Source organism: Coprococcus aceti, from assembly GCF_025567285.1.
GTDB classification, from domain to species: domain Bacteria; phylum Bacillota; class Clostridia; order Lachnospirales; family Lachnospiraceae; genus Coprococcus; species Coprococcus aceti.
This window is the reverse complement of the sequence record NZ_JAOQJT010000016.1, coordinates 1-20,496: the sequence shown is the minus strand read 5'-3', so window position 1 is coordinate 20,496 and position 20,496 is coordinate 1. Positions and strand designations below refer to the sequence as shown.

The 20,496-nt window shown below is 41.8% G+C and carries 21 protein-coding genes and 2 pseudogenes; 2 read left to right on the top strand and 21 right to left on the bottom strand.

Annotation, left to right across the window (positions count from 1 at the left end):
- On the bottom strand, nucleotides 1–691 hold a 691-nt coding region (locus OCV54_RS14345; RefSeq protein ID WP_055224685.1), incomplete at its 3' end, for a hypothetical protein.
- Between the two features lie 645 nt (nucleotides 692–1,336).
- Nucleotides 1,337–1,453: pseudogene (locus tag OCV54_RS14340) on the bottom strand (DUF6017 domain-containing protein); the annotation flags it as partial.
- Between the two features lie 6 nt (nucleotides 1,454–1,459).
- On the opposite strand from OCV54_RS14340, the gene OCV54_RS14335 reads away from it, so the two are divergent.
- Nucleotides 1,460–1,870: a hypothetical protein gene (locus tag OCV54_RS14335; RefSeq protein WP_201309389.1), complete on the top strand. Its 411-nt coding sequence runs from the start codon at nucleotides 1,460–1,462 to the stop codon at nucleotides 1,868–1,870.
- Nucleotides 1,871–1,922: 52 nt separating this feature from the next.
- On the opposite strand, the gene OCV54_RS14330 is transcribed toward OCV54_RS14335, so the two are convergent.
- The 11 genes from OCV54_RS14330 to OCV54_RS14280 form a co-directional block, all read right to left on the bottom strand.
- On the bottom strand, nucleotides 1,923–2,651 hold the full coding sequence (locus tag OCV54_RS14330; RefSeq protein WP_055224681.1) for a hypothetical protein: 729 nt from the start codon (nucleotides 2,649–2,651) through the stop codon (nucleotides 1,923–1,925).
- A 2-nt stretch (nucleotides 2,652–2,653) separates the two neighbouring features.
- Nucleotides 2,654–3,259, bottom strand: a complete 606-nt coding sequence (locus OCV54_RS14325; RefSeq protein WP_262563546.1) for a PDDEXK family nuclease — start codon at nucleotides 3,257–3,259, stop codon at nucleotides 2,654–2,656.
- 252 nt (nucleotides 3,260–3,511) lie between these two features.
- Entirely contained in the window at nucleotides 3,512–5,164 is a 1,653-nt protein-coding gene (locus OCV54_RS14320) for a recombinase family protein (RefSeq protein ID WP_055224678.1), read from the bottom strand.
- 52 nt (nucleotides 5,165–5,216) lie between these two features.
- Nucleotides 5,217–5,369, bottom strand: a complete 153-nt coding sequence (locus tag OCV54_RS14315) for a hypothetical protein (protein WP_015522582.1) — start codon at nucleotides 5,367–5,369, stop codon at nucleotides 5,217–5,219.
- A 111-nt stretch (nucleotides 5,370–5,480) separates the two neighbouring features.
- Nucleotides 5,481–5,837, bottom strand: a complete 357-nt coding sequence (locus OCV54_RS14310) for a type II toxin-antitoxin system PemK/MazF family toxin (protein ID WP_055224677.1) — start codon at nucleotides 5,835–5,837, stop codon at nucleotides 5,481–5,483.
- Nucleotides 5,838–6,421: 584 nt separating this feature from the next.
- Complete coding sequence (locus OCV54_RS14305) at nucleotides 6,422–6,850, bottom strand: RNA polymerase sigma factor (protein ID WP_055224676.1); 429 nt, start codon at nucleotides 6,848–6,850, stop codon at nucleotides 6,422–6,424.
- 440 nt (nucleotides 6,851–7,290) lie between these two features.
- Nucleotides 7,291–8,367 (bottom strand): ABC transporter permease, encoded by a 1,077-nt coding sequence (locus tag OCV54_RS14300; protein ID WP_055224675.1) that lies wholly within the window; start codon nucleotides 8,365–8,367, stop codon nucleotides 7,291–7,293.
- The gene (locus tag OCV54_RS14295) at nucleotides 8,367–9,239 is read right to left on the bottom strand and encodes an ABC transporter ATP-binding protein (protein ID WP_021932294.1); all 873 of its coding nucleotides are present in this window, start codon (nucleotides 9,237–9,239) and stop codon (nucleotides 8,367–8,369) included. Before OCV54_RS14295 ends, OCV54_RS14300 begins: the two co-directional genes overlap by 1 nt.
- 91 nt (nucleotides 9,240–9,330) lie before the next feature.
- Entirely contained in the window at nucleotides 9,331–10,506 is a 1,176-nt protein-coding gene (locus OCV54_RS14290; RefSeq protein ID WP_242859666.1) for a sensor histidine kinase, read from the bottom strand.
- Nucleotides 10,494–11,168: a response regulator transcription factor gene (locus OCV54_RS14285; RefSeq protein ID WP_055224672.1), complete on the bottom strand. Its 675-nt coding sequence runs from the start codon at nucleotides 11,166–11,168 to the stop codon at nucleotides 10,494–10,496. The genes OCV54_RS14290 and OCV54_RS14285 overlap by 13 nt, the downstream gene beginning before the upstream one ends.
- Nucleotides 11,169–11,205: 37 nt before the next feature.
- Entirely contained in the window at nucleotides 11,206–11,385 is a 180-nt protein-coding gene (locus OCV54_RS14280; protein ID WP_015560140.1) for a helix-turn-helix domain-containing protein, read from the bottom strand.
- A gap of 194 nt (nucleotides 11,386–11,579) precedes the next feature.
- On the opposite strand from OCV54_RS14280, the gene OCV54_RS14275 reads away from it, so the two are divergent.
- Nucleotides 11,580–11,939, top strand: coding sequence for a helix-turn-helix transcriptional regulator (locus tag OCV54_RS14275; protein WP_055224671.1), 360 nt, complete (start codon nucleotides 11,580–11,582; stop codon nucleotides 11,937–11,939).
- A gap of 26 nt (nucleotides 11,940–11,965) precedes the next feature.
- On the opposite strand, the gene OCV54_RS14270 is transcribed toward OCV54_RS14275, so the two are convergent.
- The 8 genes and pseudogenes from OCV54_RS14270 to OCV54_RS14235 form a co-directional block, all read right to left on the bottom strand.
- Nucleotides 11,966–13,741 (bottom strand): lysozyme family protein, encoded by a 1,776-nt coding sequence (locus OCV54_RS14270; RefSeq protein ID WP_055224670.1) that lies wholly within the window; start codon nucleotides 13,739–13,741, stop codon nucleotides 11,966–11,968.
- Between the two features lie 35 nt (nucleotides 13,742–13,776).
- Nucleotides 13,777–14,550, bottom strand: a complete 774-nt coding sequence (gene srtB / locus OCV54_RS14265) for a class B sortase (protein ID WP_055224669.1) — start codon at nucleotides 14,548–14,550, stop codon at nucleotides 13,777–13,779.
- Between the two features lie 14 nt (nucleotides 14,551–14,564).
- Entirely contained in the window at nucleotides 14,565–14,969 is a 405-nt protein-coding gene (locus OCV54_RS14260) for a DUF6075 family protein (RefSeq protein ID WP_055224667.1), read from the bottom strand.
- Nucleotides 14,970–14,984: 15 nt separating this feature from the next.
- Nucleotides 14,985–17,318, bottom strand: coding sequence for a VirB4-like conjugal transfer ATPase, CD1110 family (locus OCV54_RS14255; protein ID WP_055224665.1), 2,334 nt, complete (start codon nucleotides 17,316–17,318; stop codon nucleotides 14,985–14,987).
- Complete coding sequence (locus tag OCV54_RS14250; protein WP_055199980.1) at nucleotides 17,302–17,754, bottom strand: PrgI family protein; 453 nt, start codon at nucleotides 17,752–17,754, stop codon at nucleotides 17,302–17,304. The genes OCV54_RS14255 and OCV54_RS14250 overlap by 17 nt, the downstream gene beginning before the upstream one ends.
- Nucleotides 17,755–17,768: 14 nt before the next feature.
- Entirely contained in the window at nucleotides 17,769–18,605 is an 837-nt protein-coding gene (locus OCV54_RS14245) for a VirB6/TrbL-like conjugal transfer protein, CD1112 family (protein ID WP_008703427.1), read from the bottom strand.
- A gap of 95 nt (nucleotides 18,606–18,700) precedes the next feature.
- A complete protein-coding gene (locus tag OCV54_RS14240; RefSeq protein ID WP_015560134.1) occupies nucleotides 18,701–19,057 on the bottom strand; it encodes a hypothetical protein in 357 nt (118 codons plus the stop codon).
- 14 nt (nucleotides 19,058–19,071) lie between these two features.
- Nucleotides 19,072–20,403 (bottom strand): annotated as a pseudogene (locus tag OCV54_RS14235) (VirD4-like conjugal transfer protein, CD1115 family); the annotation flags it as partial.
- Nucleotides 20,404–20,496: the final 93 nt, after the last annotated feature.

The window sequence follows — 20,496 nt, the reverse complement described above, 5'->3', positions numbered from 1 at the left end:
TATTATCATTTACAAACAATTCTCGCAACTCTTTCTCATTTTCTTCTCCTAAGGACACATATTGTTGCAAAAATATTTTGGTTAAATATAGATAATTTCCCTGTATCAATCGATAGTAAGAGCTTTCTAATAGGGTGTTTATCATTTTTATGCTTTGCTCATAGGTTTTGGTCTCTTCATAAAAGGATCTAATAAGAGGCAGAGTATAATAAAAAGCAGCTTCATACGCTTTTACCCTTTGCCTCATAGAATTTTCAAAATCTGCACTGTCTATATAACAGCGATTAAACGTCATATCTGCTTTTTGACATTTTCCTTCAACTATCTTATTATGGTTTTCCCAAATGTTTTCAAAAAAATGCGTAAATATACTCTTATCCGTTCTAACATAAACTGCTTTTTTCGCTGACATTTTGGGAATAAAATCATAGTTCCATCCCCACTTAAAGCTTCCACCTAAATCAGTTTGCTGGAATAGACTTAATACCCTGCGACGATGATTGCAATAATCATCAGCCCAGATACGATTACCAAGATATCGCATGCCTAGTTCTTTAGCAATCAATGGTGAAAAAACTTCATCTAATAACATATTCCACCCTTCCACCATCAAATCTCTCTCCGTATGTTCTGCTTCATACTCCGGCAACCAAGTACTGATTAAATATTTTTTGTATTTTTCAAACTCCATACTATGTAAATTCTCCATAAATCCTTGTTACTTACCCGTAATTTGTGACTAATTCATTAAATTCCGATTTCTCTTTCTATTCAACTACACGCCAACTTCTTTAAAATTTTAACATTATATTTAAGCTCATTCAAAGAACTCAAATAAACACCCAAGTGGAATACCTCAAATTAAGTTTGTTTATTTGAAATTGCAATATAACTGCATATAGAAATCAGGAAACTTATACAGTACAAAACAACCGCTCCAAAACTAAACAATACTTCTCCCAAATAAGTTAGTCCTGGCATAAATCCATATCCAGGAAGATTATTATAGTAAATCATCAGTCCTATGGATATAAGCAGCGGAACTAGTTCTGCCGAAAACAATATCCGCCAAAGCTTTTTTGTTTTCTTGCGAATGGATATCGCAAATAATATTATTTGAAATATTAAAATCACTATATATGTAATCAGTAGGAACAGTGCCATTACTATTTTCCTCCGTAAATACCGATTTGTAAAACTGTTGCATTGATTATATCAAAGAATCATGCTTGCAGCAATCTCCTTAAAACGAGAGGCAGGTGTGCCTCCTGCCCCTCAAAAGGAAAGGAAGGCGAAAAATATATAGTCAACTGCTGTTTCCAGCAGCTATGAATCGTTACTTACCATAGAAGTCATGGTTTACTTCTGCTTTATAGTAATTACTACATGTTACAGGAGCATTATACAGTGTCGTGAGCATATAGCTTCGTATGTTGCGTATCTTTGTAGTATTGTTGCCTTGAACGAGCTACTTGGTGATAAATCCAAATATCAGAAACGACTCCAACAGAACATCGCATCAGTCATCAGAGCTTCTGCAGCAATCACCACTAATGGCATCGACGAGAAGCTCATGGAACTTCAACAGGAACTTGTTAAAAAGGCCAATAACAAAGAAGCCTACGACGAGATTGCTGACCAGATATTCGCACTCAGAGAAAAGCGCCAGCAAGCTTCAATGGACACAGTACAGCGCGATGAGCAGCTACAGCGAATAACAGAATTGCAGGATTTCATCAAAGACCAGTCTTCCGACCTTACAATGTTTGATGAGGCACTTGTAAAACGCTGGCTTAAGCAAATCATTATCTGGCCTGCCCACTGCACCGTTGAATTAAAATCCGGACTCAAGGTCGATGTAGAAAGATAAGCATAGACGCACGAAACCCTCCCAGCCGTGATGGTTGAGAGGGTTGTTTTTATTATTCTATTAAGTTAGGATATCCAACATCTAAATTATAACCTGTGCCAGATGAGTCGCGTTTAAGTTCGTAATATTGGATATATTCATTAGTCATGCTATCTGCAAACCAAATAAAGAAGCTTACTCCTTTACTCATTTTATACGTCTGAACATCTAGTTTTACTACCTTTGTTTCATTAATTGTAAATACCTCTTTGTAGCTAAGACCCGTCAAATTTTCTCCAGTTCCAAAAGTCAAAGTATTTGCAAATCCATTACCTATATTAGTAATCGATAAATAAATAGGATAAAACGATTGTTCCGCTTTTCCATCTACATATTTAGGTTCATCCGCGAATTTAAACTGCCTAACAGTAATCCCAGATGGCGGTGCAACAATCTTTACATTTAAAAACGGTTGAATACTTTGTCTTTCCTTGTTTCTATCAGCTTCTCGTGTAAATTGTATTGTATAAAACACGCCGAAGATAGCAATCACACCTGAAAAGATACCTCCTAGGATTCCTCCCCAATATGATGCTAAAGAACCTATCCATGTTGCATTGGCATCGTTATCAACTGATAGCTTTACTATGTTTGAACGAATTAAATCTTCACCCTTTAATGTTAAAAAGACAAAAATGGCAGTCAAAACCAAGCCTACAATTACAGGCTTAATCCATTTTTTCTTTTTCTTTTGAAGTTGGTCTTGTCCAAACCTCGTCACACTTATTTTGTCGTGCTTCATATTTATTCATCCTCTTTGCTATTTTCTTTTTGGGTTACTGGTCTCTCTCCAAACTCAAATCTTGCTTCACGTGCAGCAACAGCAGCTGTAGCTAGTTCTTCTTCTGTCACATCAGGGACAACCCACAGTCCACGAATAAAGCGAGAATAGTATTCCTTTTCTGATAACTCTTCCGGAGCAAGAAATCTAACATTCTCAGGATATTTCTCTGATGGCCATTCCCATACATACTCCATAATACCGGCAAACGCATCTATTTTCACAGCTTCTGGAGAACCCACCAAGACCGAGAATTTGATATTTTCATTGTCTTTGTTAAAGCAGAATTCCTCGCACTTTTTCATTTCATACTCACTTAATGGCTTAGCTTTGATTTCAAACCATCTGTCAAGGCTTGGAATATAGAAGTCTGGGAGATAACGAATACCATTCATCTCAAAACCTTCAACTTCGTATTCATATTTCAAATCAATCATATCAAAGAAAATAGCCCAGCGAGCTTCCAAGCGACTTCTAAATCTGAAGCCATTGTACTTTGTCTCAATAGGTTTTATTGTTTTTTCCACTTTCGATTCTCCTTCCATAACATCTAATCCACTGCCTGCCATATAGCCAACAGTCGAGTTGCCGGATTAGACAACATCTAAATCACTCACTCAAATTGAGTTTGCACCCTAGATAACATCTATCCTAGTGCCACAACCCACGACATCTAATTCACAGCCTAAACCCTCTGACCGTTTTTACAGTAGATATGTTTCAATATAAGAAATACGGACTTTCATGAGCTATTGCCTAATCTCAAAAAAGCCCGTAAATACGCTACTTTTCGCTATTTATTTTTCTTTTCTAGACATCAATCAGACCGTCTCAACGGTATTACCTTTTTCCCACAAGAGCCGCCTTACCTCTTGTCCATCACGATATATCGGAAAATTAAACTCTATCGACTTCAAAGGCATCTCTGACTCTCCATTAGGATATATCTGAATTTCCTTTATTAGATAAGTTATAAGATTTTTCTTTTCCTCGTCACTTATTATATCATAGAGCTTTCCGAAATTCAGCATAAGCTTGTAAATATTGTCCAGAGTGATTGCTTCCATTTCGATAGAACTTCTTCTCAGCTTTGCATCTTCAATCCGTTCTTCCAACTCGACAATCGTATCATACAATCCATCAAGCCTTAATGTCATGTCGTGGATTTTTCTTTCTCTGAAACGAGCATCAATAGGCAGATTATCAATCTCTCGCTCCAGACGAGCTTTATTCAAATCTACTTCTTTCAGCTTGCTCTCATAATTGGCAAGTTCCTTATCAATAGCAGTGGTATCAGTCTGTACGCCAATACGCTTTTCTATCTCTTTTGCAAAATATTTATCACTTACCAATTCTTTAACAGCTTCAATTACAAGTGGTTCAATGTCTGTTTTTCTAAGCGATGCCTTGTAATCACAATGATGCCCTCGCTCCTGCTTGTTCCTACCGCAGATATAATAGTAAACTTCTTTGTATGTGCCATCTTTATTCGTCCACGCATGTTTATTCGTATACATTGAGCTTCCACAAATAGGACACTTTAATATTCCCGTCAACAGATGCGACCTGTCCTTACCTATTTTGGACGGCTGCTTAATTCCTGTTGCCATACGTTTTGTGTGAGCTTTTTGCCATAATTCTTCGCTAACTATTCCTTCGTGTTGTCCATCTTCCAGAATATAATCATCTGTATGAACCTGCTTATATTCATTTTTTGTGCCTTTTACCTTTTCTCGTGTTCTTCTGCCATAAGCAATCTTACCACAATAAACAGGATTATCTAATATCAACCTTATGAAATGGCTGCTCCATGTTTCTAACGTTCCATTCTGACGAGGTATCTTTTTTATTCCTTGCAGATTAAGATATTTTGCTACTCCGCCAAGCCCTACGTCTGAATTGGCAAACTTATCAAATATAATTCGGATTGCTTCAGCTTCGGTTTCTTCTATTAAGAGCTGATTGTCTTTCAGATAATATCCATACGGAGCAAAACCGCCGTTCCAACCTCCCTGTCTTGCTTTTTCTCTGCGTCCGTTCATTGTCTGTTCAATGATATTTTCTCTTTCAATTTCTGCAACCGCAGATAATACAGAAATTAAAAGTTTTCCGCTTGTCTGTGATGAGTCAATACCTTCCTCAATACAAATAAGATTTATTCCATACGACTGCACAAACTCCAATGAATTTAGAATATCTGCTGCGTTTCTTCCAAATCGTGAAAGTTTATAGACCAGAATATAATCTATCTCCAATCCGTTCTTTATATCGGAAAGCATCTTCTTAAAAGCAGGTCTCCCCTCAATAGATTTTCCCGATTTACCCGCATCTTCATATATACCAACAATCTCCATTTCCTCTCTGTCAGCAAATCGTTTCAGGCTATTCTTCTGCCCTTCAAGGCTATATCCGTCCACCTGCATTTCAGTACTTACTCTCGGATATAGGACACATTTCTTTCCTTCTCTGTTCATCGTACCACCTCCATAAATTTATAGGGAAATGTGATATGTAAGGCTGCGTAACCTACGCAGCACAATCTAATTCCTGCAAAACAGTCTTTCCGTATTTTTCAACTATCTGCACCATAACATTGATAAAAGAATTGAATATTTCGGTTTCATCTTTCAACTGTTCGTTTTTCAGTTCTGTATTTTGAATAAAATTTTCATTTCCCATAAACGAATACCTCCGCTAAAGCTAAAACGGCTGTACCTCTAAATTATAAAAATACAGCCGCCATTTTACCAATGTGCAAATATATCCCTCATACCTGCTTTACACATTTTTTCATATTTTTTTAAGTGCAACACTAATGGCAAGAGCCTTGTCAACTCTTGCCATTATGTTATCGGGCATCATTCCCATATACTGTTTTAACCTCTGCTTATCAATCGTCCGTATCTGCTCAAGCAGGATAATAGAGTCCTTGTCAAGCCCTTCATAATTACTTACTGCGGTATGTGTGGGCAACTTTGCTTTTGTGTGTACTCGGCTCGTAATTGCTGCAATGATTACCGTCGGACTGTGCTTGTTTCCTATATCATTGGAAATGATAAGTACAGGTCTTGTGCCGCCTTGTTCTGAGCCGATAATGGGGTTAAGCTCTGCGTAGTAAATGTCGCCACGCTTAATAATTCTTTCCATTGTGTTTGACCTCCCATCTGGATTCAGGCAGATTAGTTCTGCCTATGTAGGCAGCCAAACAAAAGGAAGTATTTAAGGTCGGAAGAATATTAACAATATCTCTGTTCTTATGACCTCCTTTCGTTTGGCTGATATGATAGAAGCATTTCAATTTGTCCTCGACACCCCGAAATGCTATGGGAAGTCGCCAAACGGTCAGCAGCGAACTGACGCCACGGGAGTTCCACCCCAACTGTCGTTCTGACAGAGCCGCCCTCATTGCCTGCGACGTTTTTTTCACGCTCGGACTGTGACTGGACGGGAGTACCATTATTCTCTTTGTGGGTCATGGCGAAATCGGGAGCTGCCCGATATTTTGAGTCGGTAAAGACTGGCTCACCACCTTTCATCGCTCGCTGCCATTTGGCAGGTCATGGCGTACCGCTGCACACGCTTATGCTCATCACAATCACAAAGAGGAAGTATTTGGCGAATGAGTATTCGGTTGTCAAGGAGCAATCCCGTTTTCGCCACACAAAGGAAAACAGGGCAAGAGTTTTTTGTCCTCTCACCCTGTAGCCCGTGGGAATATTCAATTTTCCCCTCTACTCAAATAACTTTTTTAATTTTTCTTTGAGCCTATCCATTCTTCTGTAAACTGCTTTTTCAGTAATATCCAGATACACCGCAATTTCACGGGTTGAATATCCTTGTATCTTCATCAAAGCAATCTGCAATGTAAGCCTGTCCACCTTAATCAAAACTTGATAGAGGTGCTGGTTTTCGATACTGTCCAGAAAATCCTCAACCGTTTTGACTTCGGGCTGTGTAGTATCTTCAACAAGCTCGTCAAGATATGTACCTGTTTCCTGCACTCGCTGATAATACCGTCTGTCTGAATTAAAAATCGTCCAATCGTGAACACGGAGCTTTTCTATATCGTCCTCATTAACCCCCAAGCTCCGTAACTGTTTTTCCTCGGCTTCTTTCCAGAGCCGCCATTTCTTTTCTTCTTTGGCTTTGTTGTATGCCATATTGTTTCCTCCAATCTGAATTTTTTTGAAAATCCAGATTGGCAGGCGGTGAACGGCAACCAACGCAAGAAATAGCCTTGTTTTGTGTTAAGACATCTTTCGACAAACAAAAAGCCGCAAAGGTACTAAGACCTCTACGGCAATGAGCGTAAACATATCTATAATCAAGAGATGTAATCTCTGCTTGTAAAATGTAAGAGTGCCACGAGTAAGTGATGATTTTTTCTAAAAGATAATCTTCACTCCACTGTGACACTCCGTAAATAGTAGCTGCTTCTGATGAGCAGCATTGCGGTCATATGCGACCATCGCATAAAAAATCCCTCCAAACTCGAAAACGGGTTCAGAGGGAAGTTAAATTTTCATCTGGGCATGTTTATACTGCCCACCAAAGCACCGTTTTTTTATTTGATGGGCTTGCTTCATATTGATTTTAAAGCTTATCTTACTTGATGTTTTGAAAATGCCTTATGGGAAATGATTGAACCTATTACTACTAAAGCAATCGCAACAGGAATAGACCATACTGCATAAAGCATACCATTGTGCATTTGTTCAACAGACATTATGGAAATATACTGTGAATAGAAAAGGGGCATCAGCACAATAATTCGATATAATGCACTTGTTTCAGAGATAGGAAGCATTATCGGTATCACATGAATAGCTGCTGAAATTACAAACGCTATCATTTGACTTTTACAAACAGCAGACAGAATTAAAACTATTCCTGTTACACTGATTGCACTCATAAACGCCAACAGGATTTGATACTTTAATACTGTTCCGCAAGTAATATTAAATGGAATATACCCTTCTAAAAAATCTATTGGAGCAAAAAGGATAGAGCAGTCCAGCCCCTCTGTTCCATAAATAGCAACCGCAATAAGCAAATTGAAAATAACAACCAAAGTCGTTATGAAAACGGCTGAAAGTAAACTTGCTAATACTTTTGCCGTGGCACATTTTGTCTTTCCGTATTTACTTGTCAAAATAATGTTATCCACTCCACCATACTCGCCAGAGAAAACAGGAGCAATTAGCAAAATAATTACTAATGAAAGGACAATAAAAATCTTCGCCATATTTTGGCTTGTACTAAGCCAACCGTTTACATACCCAACTTTTATTTCTTTATCGCCAAATACATCAGCTACGCTTAACCCGTTCCAACTACCATCTATATCAGCAAAATGGGAGAATACAGAAGACTGCAAAGCATTTTGATAAATGTATTTTGCGTTCATTCCATGTAAATCTTGAGTAGGCTTAAACTCAGACATCATCTGCTGTACTTTATTGTCAGTTAACTTTCCCTCATACTTCAATGCAATTTGCTTATCAATTTCAACCGCAGCTTTTCCAGTTTCCTCTGTACCGTTTCCGTCAAATGCGTACATACTGTGAAGCGTGGAAAAAGACAGTATCAAGGACAATAGTAATACGGCAGCAACAGAAATAACCGCAAAGCGTTTTGTCAATATTTTTCGTAATTCAAACTTAATTAGATTTTTCATTATTCGTTCACTCCTTTAAAATAGAATAGATACAAATCCTCTAATGTAGGTTCTACTTTTATCGCATTTTCCATAGGCGACTGTTCAGAAATCACACGCAGAACCGTACAATTATTTTCAATGTTTCGCAAATTGCTTATATTCAGAGTTTCAGAATATTGCTCCGCACGACTGGTCGGAACTGTACATTCCCATACCTGTCCGTCAATTTCTGTGGTAATTTCCTGCGTTTTTCCAAAATGGAGAATCTGACCGTCTTTCATCATAATAATGTCCTCAGCAATAAACTCGACATCAGAAACAATGTGCGTAGAGAGAATAACTATTCTATCTTTAGAAAATGCACTAATCAGATTACGAAAACGGACACGCTCTTTTGGGTCAAGACCTGCTGTCGGCTCATCTAAAATTAAGATGCGTGGATTATTCAACATCGCCTGTGCAATACCTAAACGTTGTTTCATACCACCAGAGAAAGTTTTGATTTTGAGGTTTCTTTTCTCTGCTAAGTCAACAGCTTCCAACAATTCTGTTGCTTTCTTATGAGCTTGTTTTTCACTCAGTCCTTTTAATGCCGCAACATACATAAGGAAATCCCAAGCTGTAAAATCTGGATAATATCCAAACTGTTGCGGTAAATATCCCAATAAATTACGGTACTTCTCCCCGAGTACAGATATGTTTTTCCCGTCCAAAGTAATTTTCCCAGAGGTCGGTGTCTGAATATCGCAGAGTAACCGCATAAGGGTAGTTTTTCCCGCACCATTTGCACCAAGCAAACCGTAAACGCCATTTGATAATGAGAGGTTCAAATGGTTTACGGCTGTTTTTGAGCCATATTGCTTTGTTAGTTGAATTGCTTTAAGTTCCATATCAAAAACTCCTTTCGTCTTAGGGAGCAAAAAAATACTCTCCATGTGTTTACATAGAGAGTATAGAATGCAATTTTCTACTTTTTATCTACTAATCGAGAGATTTGAAAAAAGCAGTCACTTTTGCTCCGATTGAGCAATTTTCAATTTTCAGATAACCACCGTGATGTTCGCATAAAATTTTACAGATGTACAGCCCAAGTCCGAAATGCTCAGAGTGATTTTCTTCTTCCGTAAAATATGGATTGGTTGCTTTGCTTAAAATATTTTTTGAAAAGCCACATCCATTGTCTGAAACAGAGAGATAAAAGCCATCATTATTACTTGTGTAAGTGATGTTTACCTTTGATGTTGCGTATCGGATTGCGTTTGAAATCAAATTATTATTCACTTGTGAAACAAAAGTATAATCAATGCCAATAGGAATATCGGAAATGTTATTTTGAATAGAAAGAGTTTTTCCACTTTGCTCACACAAAATTCTTGCACTATCAGCTATTGCGGTCACATAACCGCTTATATTAGACTTGTCACTTATGGGTTGAGCATCTTCTAAACGACGCAAGTGGCTCATACTATCAACATATCTTTCCAAACGGAAAATATGTTTTCTCATTGTTGCAGCGGTGCTTTTGGTTATTGGGTCATGGTTGGACTGTAAAATTTCATTATACCCTTTTAATACGGTAAGTGGAGTACGTAAATCGTGAGCAAACGCAGCATTGAGTTGTTTTCGTTCTTCCATTTGCCGCCACATTTCAGAGAAATTATTAGCAAGGGTAAAACGCATTGTTTCAAATGATGAACACAATTCTCCTAATTCATCTTTGCTGTCATATTTAATTGAGAAGTCTAAATTATTATTAGAAATCATTTCAGAAGCGGCTTTTAATTCTGTAAGTGGTTTTTTTAACTTGTTTCTATAGAATAACAAGGTCGCCGTAATGATACATAACGCTGAATAAATCGGAGTTGCAATTATTGGGGCAACTTCACATATTGAAAGTAACCGTTGGTCTTTTTCAGACATTGCAACAGGTGCAACTCCAATATAATTGCCATCACCGAGTCTTTCTCCATTTTCATTTGTTAAATAATATTTTTCTCCTGTTGGGGGATATTTGCTTTCAATCGTTTTTGTAGCATTATTGCACAAAGTAGCTGTTCCTGCACTTAATAGAATGGCAAGAATTACAAACGCTGAGATATAAAGTATTATACTTTTTCGCAATGACAGGTTACGCCACATTTTCTTTATCTTATCCACTTATATCCACACCCCCAAACTGTTTCAATATAAGATTTATTTGTGTATGCTGCAATTTTTGTTCGTATTCTGCGAATATGCTCGGCAACAACACTACTATCTCCCTCACTGTCATATCCCCAAACTCTTTCATAAATTCTCTCTTTATCAAAAACTTGTCCTGCGTTTTGAGATAATAACTCAACAATGTCAAATTCTTTTTTTACAAGACCAATAGGTTGGTTCTGTATATAAACATTTCTTTCAGAGTAGTCAATTAAAAGTTCTCCTGAAAACTTAACTTTTGTATTCGTTTGATGTCGTTCTTCTCTTCTTAAATGTGCTTGCACTCTGGCTTCAAGTTCAACAAGAGAAAACGGCTTAACAATATAATCATCACCACCTACGGAAAATCCTTGTACCTTATCATTTTCTTCAATACGGGCAGTTAAAAAGAGTATAGGGCAAGAAACATAATCCCTAATTTTCTTGCAGACTTCAATCCCATCAAGCTTCGGCATATTTATATCTAATAAGATTATATCTGGTTGTAATTCTGCTAATTTGAGGGTTTCTACTCCATTATAAGCAGAAAAGACCTCATAGCCCTTGCTTCTAAAAAATCCTGTAAGCATTTCAACTATATCAACTTCATCATCGGAAATTAAAATCCTGTACCTCACATATAACACCTCCATAATAAACACTAACGAAAATTTTTCAATTTTTCATCAACTTTTTTCTTGCATCAGCAGGCTTTTCAGCATTTTTCGGAATAAGCCACACACGGTTAATATTCATAACCCCCTCAATACGGTTTCCTTTACAAAGTCTTTGTACCCATCTTAACGATACATTCCACTTTTCAGCGGCTTCCTGTGCTGTCATATATTCAAACATATCTGACCTCCTAAGGTGTACTGTATATATTATAGCCGTTTGAACGAACAGTATCAAGTGTGCAATTATGAACTTTGACCGCCTGTAATAAGAGATTTTATATCCTAATATCAGAGATTTCAAACCGTTCTATAAGAGCTCACATTTCTGTAAAATATAACAGTAGCATTTTGCAGATACAAGGTGGTGAGTTTATGGACACAAGAAACAATGATTTTGACTTCGATTTTACACCGATAGGACAGGCAATCAAGAAAGCAAGGACAGCAAAAGGTTTGACCAGAGAGCAGCTTGCTCGTATTGTAGATTATGACCCAAGACATCTTCAAGCGATTGAAAATGAGGGACAAAAGCCAAGTCTGGAGCTGTTCATTCAGCTTGTGACAATGTTCGGTGTATCGGTTGATGAATACATATTCCCAGATAATGAGGTCAAAAGAAGTTCCGTCCGCAGACGCTTAGACGCAGAACTCGACAAACTAAACGATAAAGAGCTGTCCATAGTTGAAGCAACTGTCAGCGGACTATGTAAGGCAAAAGAGCCAGAGGAATAAACCTCTGGTTTTTCTTTTGCCCATTTTTAATAGGCAGGAACACCGTAACCATAGATGGAGCTGCTTCCAACCGTATATTGCTTTTGTCTGCAAGCGTCGCCAGAATTCCCCTCCACGGTGTAAACGACACCGTTTTCGCATTTCTCCACAATGCCTACATGGTCGGTTTCTCCGTCGCCTTCCCAATCAAAGAAAATAATATCGCCTGCCTGCGGCTCGTAGTTTCTGTCTTGCCATTGTCCGTTACCCTTAAACCAATTTGAGCCGTCCACGCAGCCTGCGAATTTCTGGATAATCCCGCTTTCGATATAACCACACTGGTCAGCACACCATGACACAAAGCAGGCACACCATTCCACACGCCCCTCAAAGCCGTACCAACTCCAATAAGGCTGACCTCCCTCATTGCCGAGCTGCGTCAAGGCAACCTCTACAATGGCTTGGTTGCCGCCGCTTGTAAATGCCCGTCCATACGGATAATAGCGTAACACATGGGCGGGGTACTGTGTGTCGCCGTACTTTTCCCACCCTAACCGCTGTGCCTGCATGGTGGAAAATTCTACCGCATTGGCATAGGAATAACCGCCGTAGTTGGTTTTTGCCCATGAGATATACCCATTGCCAAAGTTATAGCCCTGCAAGGCGAGCTTGATACGCTCCATGTCAATCGGGTTTTCCACCTCGGCAGAAATAAGGGCGGCTTTCAGCTCCTGTACGCCGCACTGGATGGAATACTCTGGGTCTTGTATCCCGTTCGGCTCATGGGGATACCTTGTGTTAAAGCTGCCCTCCGCCGCCTGCATGGGGTCAAGCCCACGCCCGCCGCTTTCCTGCATCATCACCGCCTTGATAAGCTCCACATATTCGGAGATGCCGTACTGTTTGGCATATTTCTGTATCAAAGGCTCATAGGCTTCCACCTCTGCACTGACAGGGGTATAGGCGTTGCTTCCGCTTCCGCCGACAAACAGGGAAACAGCACAGCCGAGCAGGACAACAATGAGAATAATCACAACTGCAATCCAACCGCCTGCAATTATAGCAGAAATCAGAGCTTTTGTTCCTGCAATAATCGCCTTGACCGCAGCTATGGTGGCTCTGACCGTCGCTTTGGTGGCTTCGGCGGTTGCCTTTGCGGTGACTTTTGCCGCCTGTGCTGCCTTTTGGGCAGTTTTCGCAGAAACCTTTGCCGCTGCCTGTGCGGTTTTTACCGAGGTTTCTGTCGTTTTGATTGCCGCCTTAGAAGTTGCCTGTGCGGTTTTAATTCCCTTTTCGGTTGTCTTGACCGTTCCCTTAGCAGTTGCTTTCACCGCTTTTTCTGTATTTCGGGCTGTGGTCTTAATCATTTTTTGCCCCTGCTGTCGGGTCTTTATCAACTGCGATTTTGCTGTCTGGGAAACATCGGGGGCAGAGGAACGGCTTGCAGCCCCGTGACGGATCTGCAAGCCGTGTTGTTCTGACATATTCTGTGCTGCTTCCTGTTCTGCGGCTTTGACAGCCCGACTTTGCTTGAAATCGGTTATTTTATCTTTTGCCTTACCGATATTCTCTTGCGTTGTCTTGACTGCCTTTTGCCCCCGCTTATTGAACTGATGGATAACTTCGTCTTTTACACGGTCTGCTGCACAAGAAATCCTATCCGCAGCATATTCAGTGGCAGAGTTTTCATCAGCGTAATATCCCTGTTCCGCCTTGCCCTTTATCCCCACATAGGCAGACTTCATACGCTCACTGGCTATGGCGGCTTTATCTATGGTCTTTATCGTACCTTTGACCGCATCTCTGGTTTTTATATCAGCCATAGAGAACCTCCTTTCCCAGAGGATTTGCGTTCAAATCAGCCGACCTTTTTTGCCACAACAACGAGCCTGCCGTTCTGTGCGGAGTATTCGCAGGTGGAAAGGGTAATGAGCCTGTCGCCGTATTCAGCGGTCACACCTGTATCATACAAAGCAAGCTCCTTGCACTTCCCGACATAGGAATTAAAATCTTCCTCATTCTCCGCATCAACAAAGTCATAGTATCGGAAGCCCTCAGAACTGTACGCCACAGTCTTAAACACAGCGACGATTTCATACTCTGCCTGCTCTGTGAGGGTATCAAACTGAATAGTCTTGTGTTCCTCATAGAAGTTCTTGGACTTGTAATCCTCCAACGCTCCAAACATCTTGCCACCCTTGATGTGATGACCGTAGATAACCAAATTTTCACTTTCGACAATATCACCATTCTCCTGCACATAAGGCGTACCTAAGTCGCTGTACTCTTTTTCAAAATTGTGCTTCAGATAGAAATTCGGATTGTTCCTGCTCTGCATCACAGGATAATTGATTGTCGTGCCGGCAATGGAAATCCAACCGACCATATCCTCATTCTGTAAATACAATTCCTGATACTTGGCAAGCACATCTTCTCCCTCGCTGACAGGGGTATCGTCTGGCACGGTTTTCTCCGTGGGAGCCTGCTCTACCATTTCGGCAATCTCCTCAAAGGCTTCCGTCTGCTCGTCCACCTGTGCATAGTGATGGTAAATACGGAAGCCGCAAAAAGCCGCCGTACCTAACAGGCACACGGCGGCGGCAATACAGATAATAGATTTATAATTCTTCATAGGTTTTTCCTTTCTTATCTTGAAATTTCTGTCTGTTTTCTGGGAGCAGGAAGCTCCCTGCAATATTCGGGGTATCTGACCTTGATACCCTCCATAAAGTAGGGAGCAAATTCACAGCAGAACAACTCCTCTGGCGTGAAATACCGTTCCCGCCCTTCCTCTGCATACCCGTTCCAAAGGTTAAAAGCAATATGGCAGACCTTAACTGTTCCGCTTGTCTGCCAGCCGCCGTGCATACCCTCTGGCTCGATGCAGTCCTCCTTGAAATTGAACATCTGGTTAATGTTCGCCCTCGTTTCCGAAGCGATACCCATTACATAGAAAAATGCCCTGTGATAACAGTCGTTCACTCTGCATTTCATCATATTTTCCAGAAAGAAATCACGATGAGCCGTATCACGGAATTTAATATCAGCCATAAAAGACCTCCTTTCTTAGACCTCACCGAACTTGGTCGTCATCAGTTTGTAAAGCTCGGTATTGCGTGGGAACTTGTTTACAAACGGCACAAGGGAGCTGCCAACTTTGAGTAATCCCTGTCCTGCACCGACATTCGTGATATAGCTCATCTGAAGGTCGGAGATATTAAGGAGCTTGGCAAGCTCAAGCCTGTCCGTAGACGCTTGGTTAAGCATAATGATAAATTCACTGTTAGCAAGCATCGTCCTTGCGGTATGGCTCTGCAAAAGGTCGTCTACATTCTGCGTAATACCCGTACAGTACGCACCGTATTTACGCACACGCTTCCAGAGAGTAAAGAGGAAGTTTGCAGAGTATTCGTGCTGAAAGAGCAGATAGATTTCATCAATAAAAATAAAGGTATTTCTGCCTTTGGCTCTGTTCTGGGTGATACGGTTTAAGATGCTGTCAAGCACCACAAGCATACCGATAGGCTGTAACTGCTTGCCCAAATCCAGAATGTCATAGCAGATAAGACGGCTGTGGGTATCAACATTCGTGTGCTTTGCAAAGGTGTTGAGCGACCCGTCCGTAAACAGCTCAATCGCAAGGGCGATTTCCTGTGCTTCTGGCTCATTCTGTTTTAACAGTTCCTCACGGAAGTCCTGCAAGGTGGGCGGCGTTCCCATATAGTTGCCCTGCTGATAATAACGGTACACGCTTGCCGTACAGCGGTCAATGATGGATTTCTGCTTTGCTCCCAAGTTCGTGCCGCCGATGAGCTGTTCGCAAAGGGATAAAATAAACTCAGATTTCAGAATGACAGGGTTTGCACCGTCACCGTAATCGGAGTTCATATCCATAGCATTGATGTGATTTTCACTTGTCGCAGAGATATGAATGACCTCTCCCTGCATTGCTTTCACAAGCGGGGAATATTCACGCTCTGGGTCAATGATGATTATATCGGCATTAGGGTCGGTCAGAATGATATTCGTCATTTCTTCCTTTGCGGTAAAGGATTTTCCTGCACCTGACACACCAAGAATAAAGGAATTGCCGTTAAGGAGCTGCCTGCGGTTGGCGATAATCATATTTTTGCTGATGACATTCTGACCGTAATACACACCGTTTTCATGGTAGATTTCCTGCATACGGAACGGGATAAACACTGCAAGGCTCTCTGTTGTGAGGGTACGCAGGGCATCTATCTTCCGTACACCAAATGGCAGGGCTGTATTCAATCCGTCCATCTGCTGATATTTCAGCACCGCAAGCTGGCACAAGTGCTTTCTTGCAGTAGTCAAGAGAGCTTCTGTATCATTGTCGAGCTGCTCTTTGGAATCTGCCGTATGCACCATCGTCAGCACAGCAAACATCATTCTCTGGTCACGGGTTGTCAAATCGTCCAGAAATTCCTTACTTTCCTTTCGCTGCTGTTCCAAATCATAGGGGATAACGGCTGAAAAATTGTTGTTCTGGTTCTGCTTCCTCTGCCAATTCGTGATATTGGTTTCCACACCAAGCAGACGGTTTTCCACCTCACGCACGGCTTCATCCGTGGGAACAGGGATAATGTCAACGGACAGCATCATATTCCTGTTCAGCTCACAAAGCTCCGCAACCATACTGTCCTTGATATATGCCGCATACTCTCTGAGAAAAATCACACGCCCATATCTGTCACCCATTCTGAAGTAGTCGCTCTCAAATTCAACGGTATCAGGGCAGATAAAATCCTTGAAATCGTGACCTTTCCGCATCGTCTGGGTAATATCGAAGTGGAATGCTGTTTCTTCTCCTGTACGGTAGAAGTCGTGGAAGATACGCAGCTTGTCGCCTGCGTCCAGTTCCACACACTTCGACCCCAGACGGTTAAAGTGGGCGATAAGGTCAGCACCCACACGGGCGAAGTAGTTTCGGGCTTCCTCGATATTCTTCTTGCAGACAGATACAGTTACATACTTATCCTGTACGATGGAATTAGCCCCTGTCGCCTTATCCAGAAGCATTTTGTTGTATTCCTTGCGGTACTTATCCAGACCGTCATCAGCCATTGGGATTAAAATGGTCTGTTCAAAATCAGCTTTGTTCAGGCGACGGTTGTTGATAGTGATTTTCGTGGTCGCACCGCTGTCAAGGGAATTAAGAAGCTCCGAGTATTCAAGGAACATTGCTTCCTTATCCTCACGGCTTGCCACGGCATAGTTTATATCCTCAAATTTAAAGGTCTTTGCGTACTTGTTCCTGCCGACAAGGAATATGCCGTCCTCCCAGATTGTCTTAATCGGGATAACATTCTGTACCGACTTCGGCACAACAAACTTTTCCCTGTCCTGCTTGAACAGATTTTTAAGAGTTCTCAGCATTGTTTACCTCCTTGCTGCGTTTCGCTTTTTTCTTTTTCGTTTTCTTTGGTTTCGGTGTCCTGCCTTTCTGCTTTTTCCGTACTGTCGCCAATCCTTTTTCATAAGCTTCAATAGTCGGCTTCATCGTTTCGTAATAGAGATTATCTGGCAGGAACATCAGCTTTTTCGGCATCAGAAATTCTGATTTAATCCACGCCCAGACAAACTGTTCTGCGGTCATACCGTTGTATTTGATAAATCCCATAGCCGCAAAAGGGAACGCACCTAAGATACAAACCCAACTGAGGGTTTCCGTTCCAAACCGTGGACGAAGAAGAAAATACAAACCCACCGCCACGCCGCAGGCAAGGACAGAAAAAATGAACTGTCTGAGGGACAGTCCAAAAAACATACTCTCCGTATAATTACGGATTTCCTTATTTATCTTGACTTCCAATCATAGCACCTCCCTTACAAGCCCATCATTTCTCTTACAACACGGTCTGCCATTTTGACCGCACCGACAAGGACGAGCATATTGAACACAAGCTCCCCAATATAGCTCCATACCATTGTAACCGCCGCAGCATCGGGATTGACCACAGGCGGAGAAGAAGCAAACAGGGAAAAGATAATGCAGGCAAGCACGATAACCGCACCTTCAAGACACACGGCGGCATAGCTCTTAATGAAGCTCTTGCCAACGCTCTGGCTCGGCTCTCCCGCAAAAGCGGAAAGGGGTACGGGTGCAATGGCAGTATAGATATACAGCTTAAAAAACCTGCCGTATACCGACATAATCATAATGAATGACAGCACCGTGATAAACAGCCCGCCTATCAGCGTGACCGCCCATAGCGGGATACTCTCAAAAAATCCGCAGTCTTCAACGGCTGTCACGATTTCCTGCGGCAACACCGTCTGCTGTGCCGAGCCAAATCCTGCGGCATTCATAATCGTGGAAATCATACCTTGCACAATCTTAAACAGTGCCATCATCAGTTCTAATCCATAGGTCACTGCACCTTTGGCAATGGCAAAGCGGATAAACAGCTTCAACGCCTGCTCTGGTCGCTTGACTTCTGCAAAATTTCCACAGGTTCTCATTACACCCACAACAAAGAACAGCACGAGCAGGGCAAGTCCGATAGCCTGCACTGCACCGTGAATATCCACGATGACATTCCATATCGTGCCGCCCTTAAAGTTCTCTGGGGATTGGGTAATGAGCTGCCATATCTCGGCTAATTTCTCATTCCAAGTGTTTAGGGCGTTCTCTAAATTCTGTACCACCCAGTTATCAGACATTTGACCACCTCCTTGATGATATTAGATAACGGGAGCGAGTTCCGCACTCGGCGGATCTGCTCCCGTTATCTTTCGTCTTGTGTCAGTCTATTATCTTAGCCTGTGATAAGAGTCAAGATTTCTTTTGCGAAGGTAATGACAACGCCGCCTGCAAGGGTCAAAAATCCGTTAGCTCTCTGGGACGGGTCATGGGATTTGAGGGAAAGACCAATCTGCACGATACCAAAGCCGAGCATAATCATACCAACAGCCCTCACCAGACCGAAAATGAAATCGGACAGATTGTTGACTACCTGAATGGGGTCATTGGCAGCAAAGGCGGTTACGGAAGTACCAAGCACAAATGTCATTGCCATAACAGCCATACAGTAATAGCGGAAGCCTTTCTTAACCTTTCCAGTCATCGGCAGCTTCGTGGTTTTCTTGTTCTCGTTCTTCTTAAAAAGTTTCATAGGGTAAATCCTCCTTATAAATTGAATATTTCTTCCAAGTCCTCATCGGACAGAAGCTCATAGGAAGTGCTGACAGCTTTGACGCTCACGGCGTTATCTGGAATATCACTGTCAAACACAAGAGTTGCGACAACCTGCGTAGGCTCTCCGTGGATATACGGCGGTTGCCCTCCGTCAGCCGTCAACTTCACATTCGGGTGCTTCAAGATGTCATACTTGAAATCCATAACGGGGCGTTCCCCACGCACAAAAAGAAGTGCGTAACGGTTATCAAGCATACGCACTTCGTCTGGGGTCATCAACTCACGCCCCGAAATCTGATAATTTGTTGAATAGTTACCACTCCGCCCAGAGCTTTTCCCGTAGGTGTTGGTATCAATGGTTTCCTTGCCCAAAAGCTCTGACACATATTTGTGGGTGCTTTGCTCGTTGCCGCCCAGATACAGAAACTCATCGCAGTTGCCGACAATGCTTTCCCATTGCTTTTCAAAAAGGGCTTTGAGCTGTGCCAGATTTTGCAGGATAATGGATACTGATACCCCTCTGGAACGCATAACGGACAGGATTTTATCAAAGTCATCAGGCAATGAAACATTCGCAAATTCGTCCATTATGAAATGGCAATGCACAGGCAGGCTTCCGCCGTACTTGTGGTCTGCCAGATAAAAAAGCTGCTGAAAGAGCTGGGTATAAAGGATACTGACAAGGAAGTTAAAGCTCGTGTCGTTGTCTGGTATCAGAGCGAACAGAGCGACCTTCTTTTCTCCCAGACTTGGCAGGTCAAGCTCATCGGTGGCGGTAAGCCCTGCAAGGCTCTCCAGATTGAATTTTTCAAGCCTAGCGGCAAGGGTTATCTGGATACTCTTTAGGGTCTTTGCACTACCAGAGTGGTAATCCCTGTAATACTTGAGGGCGATATGCTCTGGGTTTACCATTTCCAAACGGTCAAACAGCTCATCCAGAGGGCTTACATAGCTGTCATCGTCCTCTCTGACTTCGCCTGCACGGAGCAGCTCCATAACCATCGGGAAATTTTGCTCGTCTGGCGGTGCTTCATATTTCAGATAGAACACCAGAGCCAGAAGCAGCATACTCGCCGCCGTATCCCAGAACGGGTCTTGCGACTGTGAGCCTTTCGGCGTGGTCGCCTTAAACAAGTTTGTTACCAACCTCTGAACATCGTTATCGTTCCGCAGATAGACAAAGGGATTGTAACAATGGCTGCGGTGCATATTGATAAGGTCAAGCACACGCACCTCATAGCCTTTGTTTTCCAACAGACCGCCGATGTCACGGACAATTTCGCCCTTTGGGTCGAGTATTACAAAAGATGTGTTGCACTGCATAGCATATGAGGTAGGCACCCTGCGCCTTGCTGACTTTCATCAGTAGGTTTCAGGGAGCCGCCTCCCAAACCGGACGTACACCTCTCAGCGTAT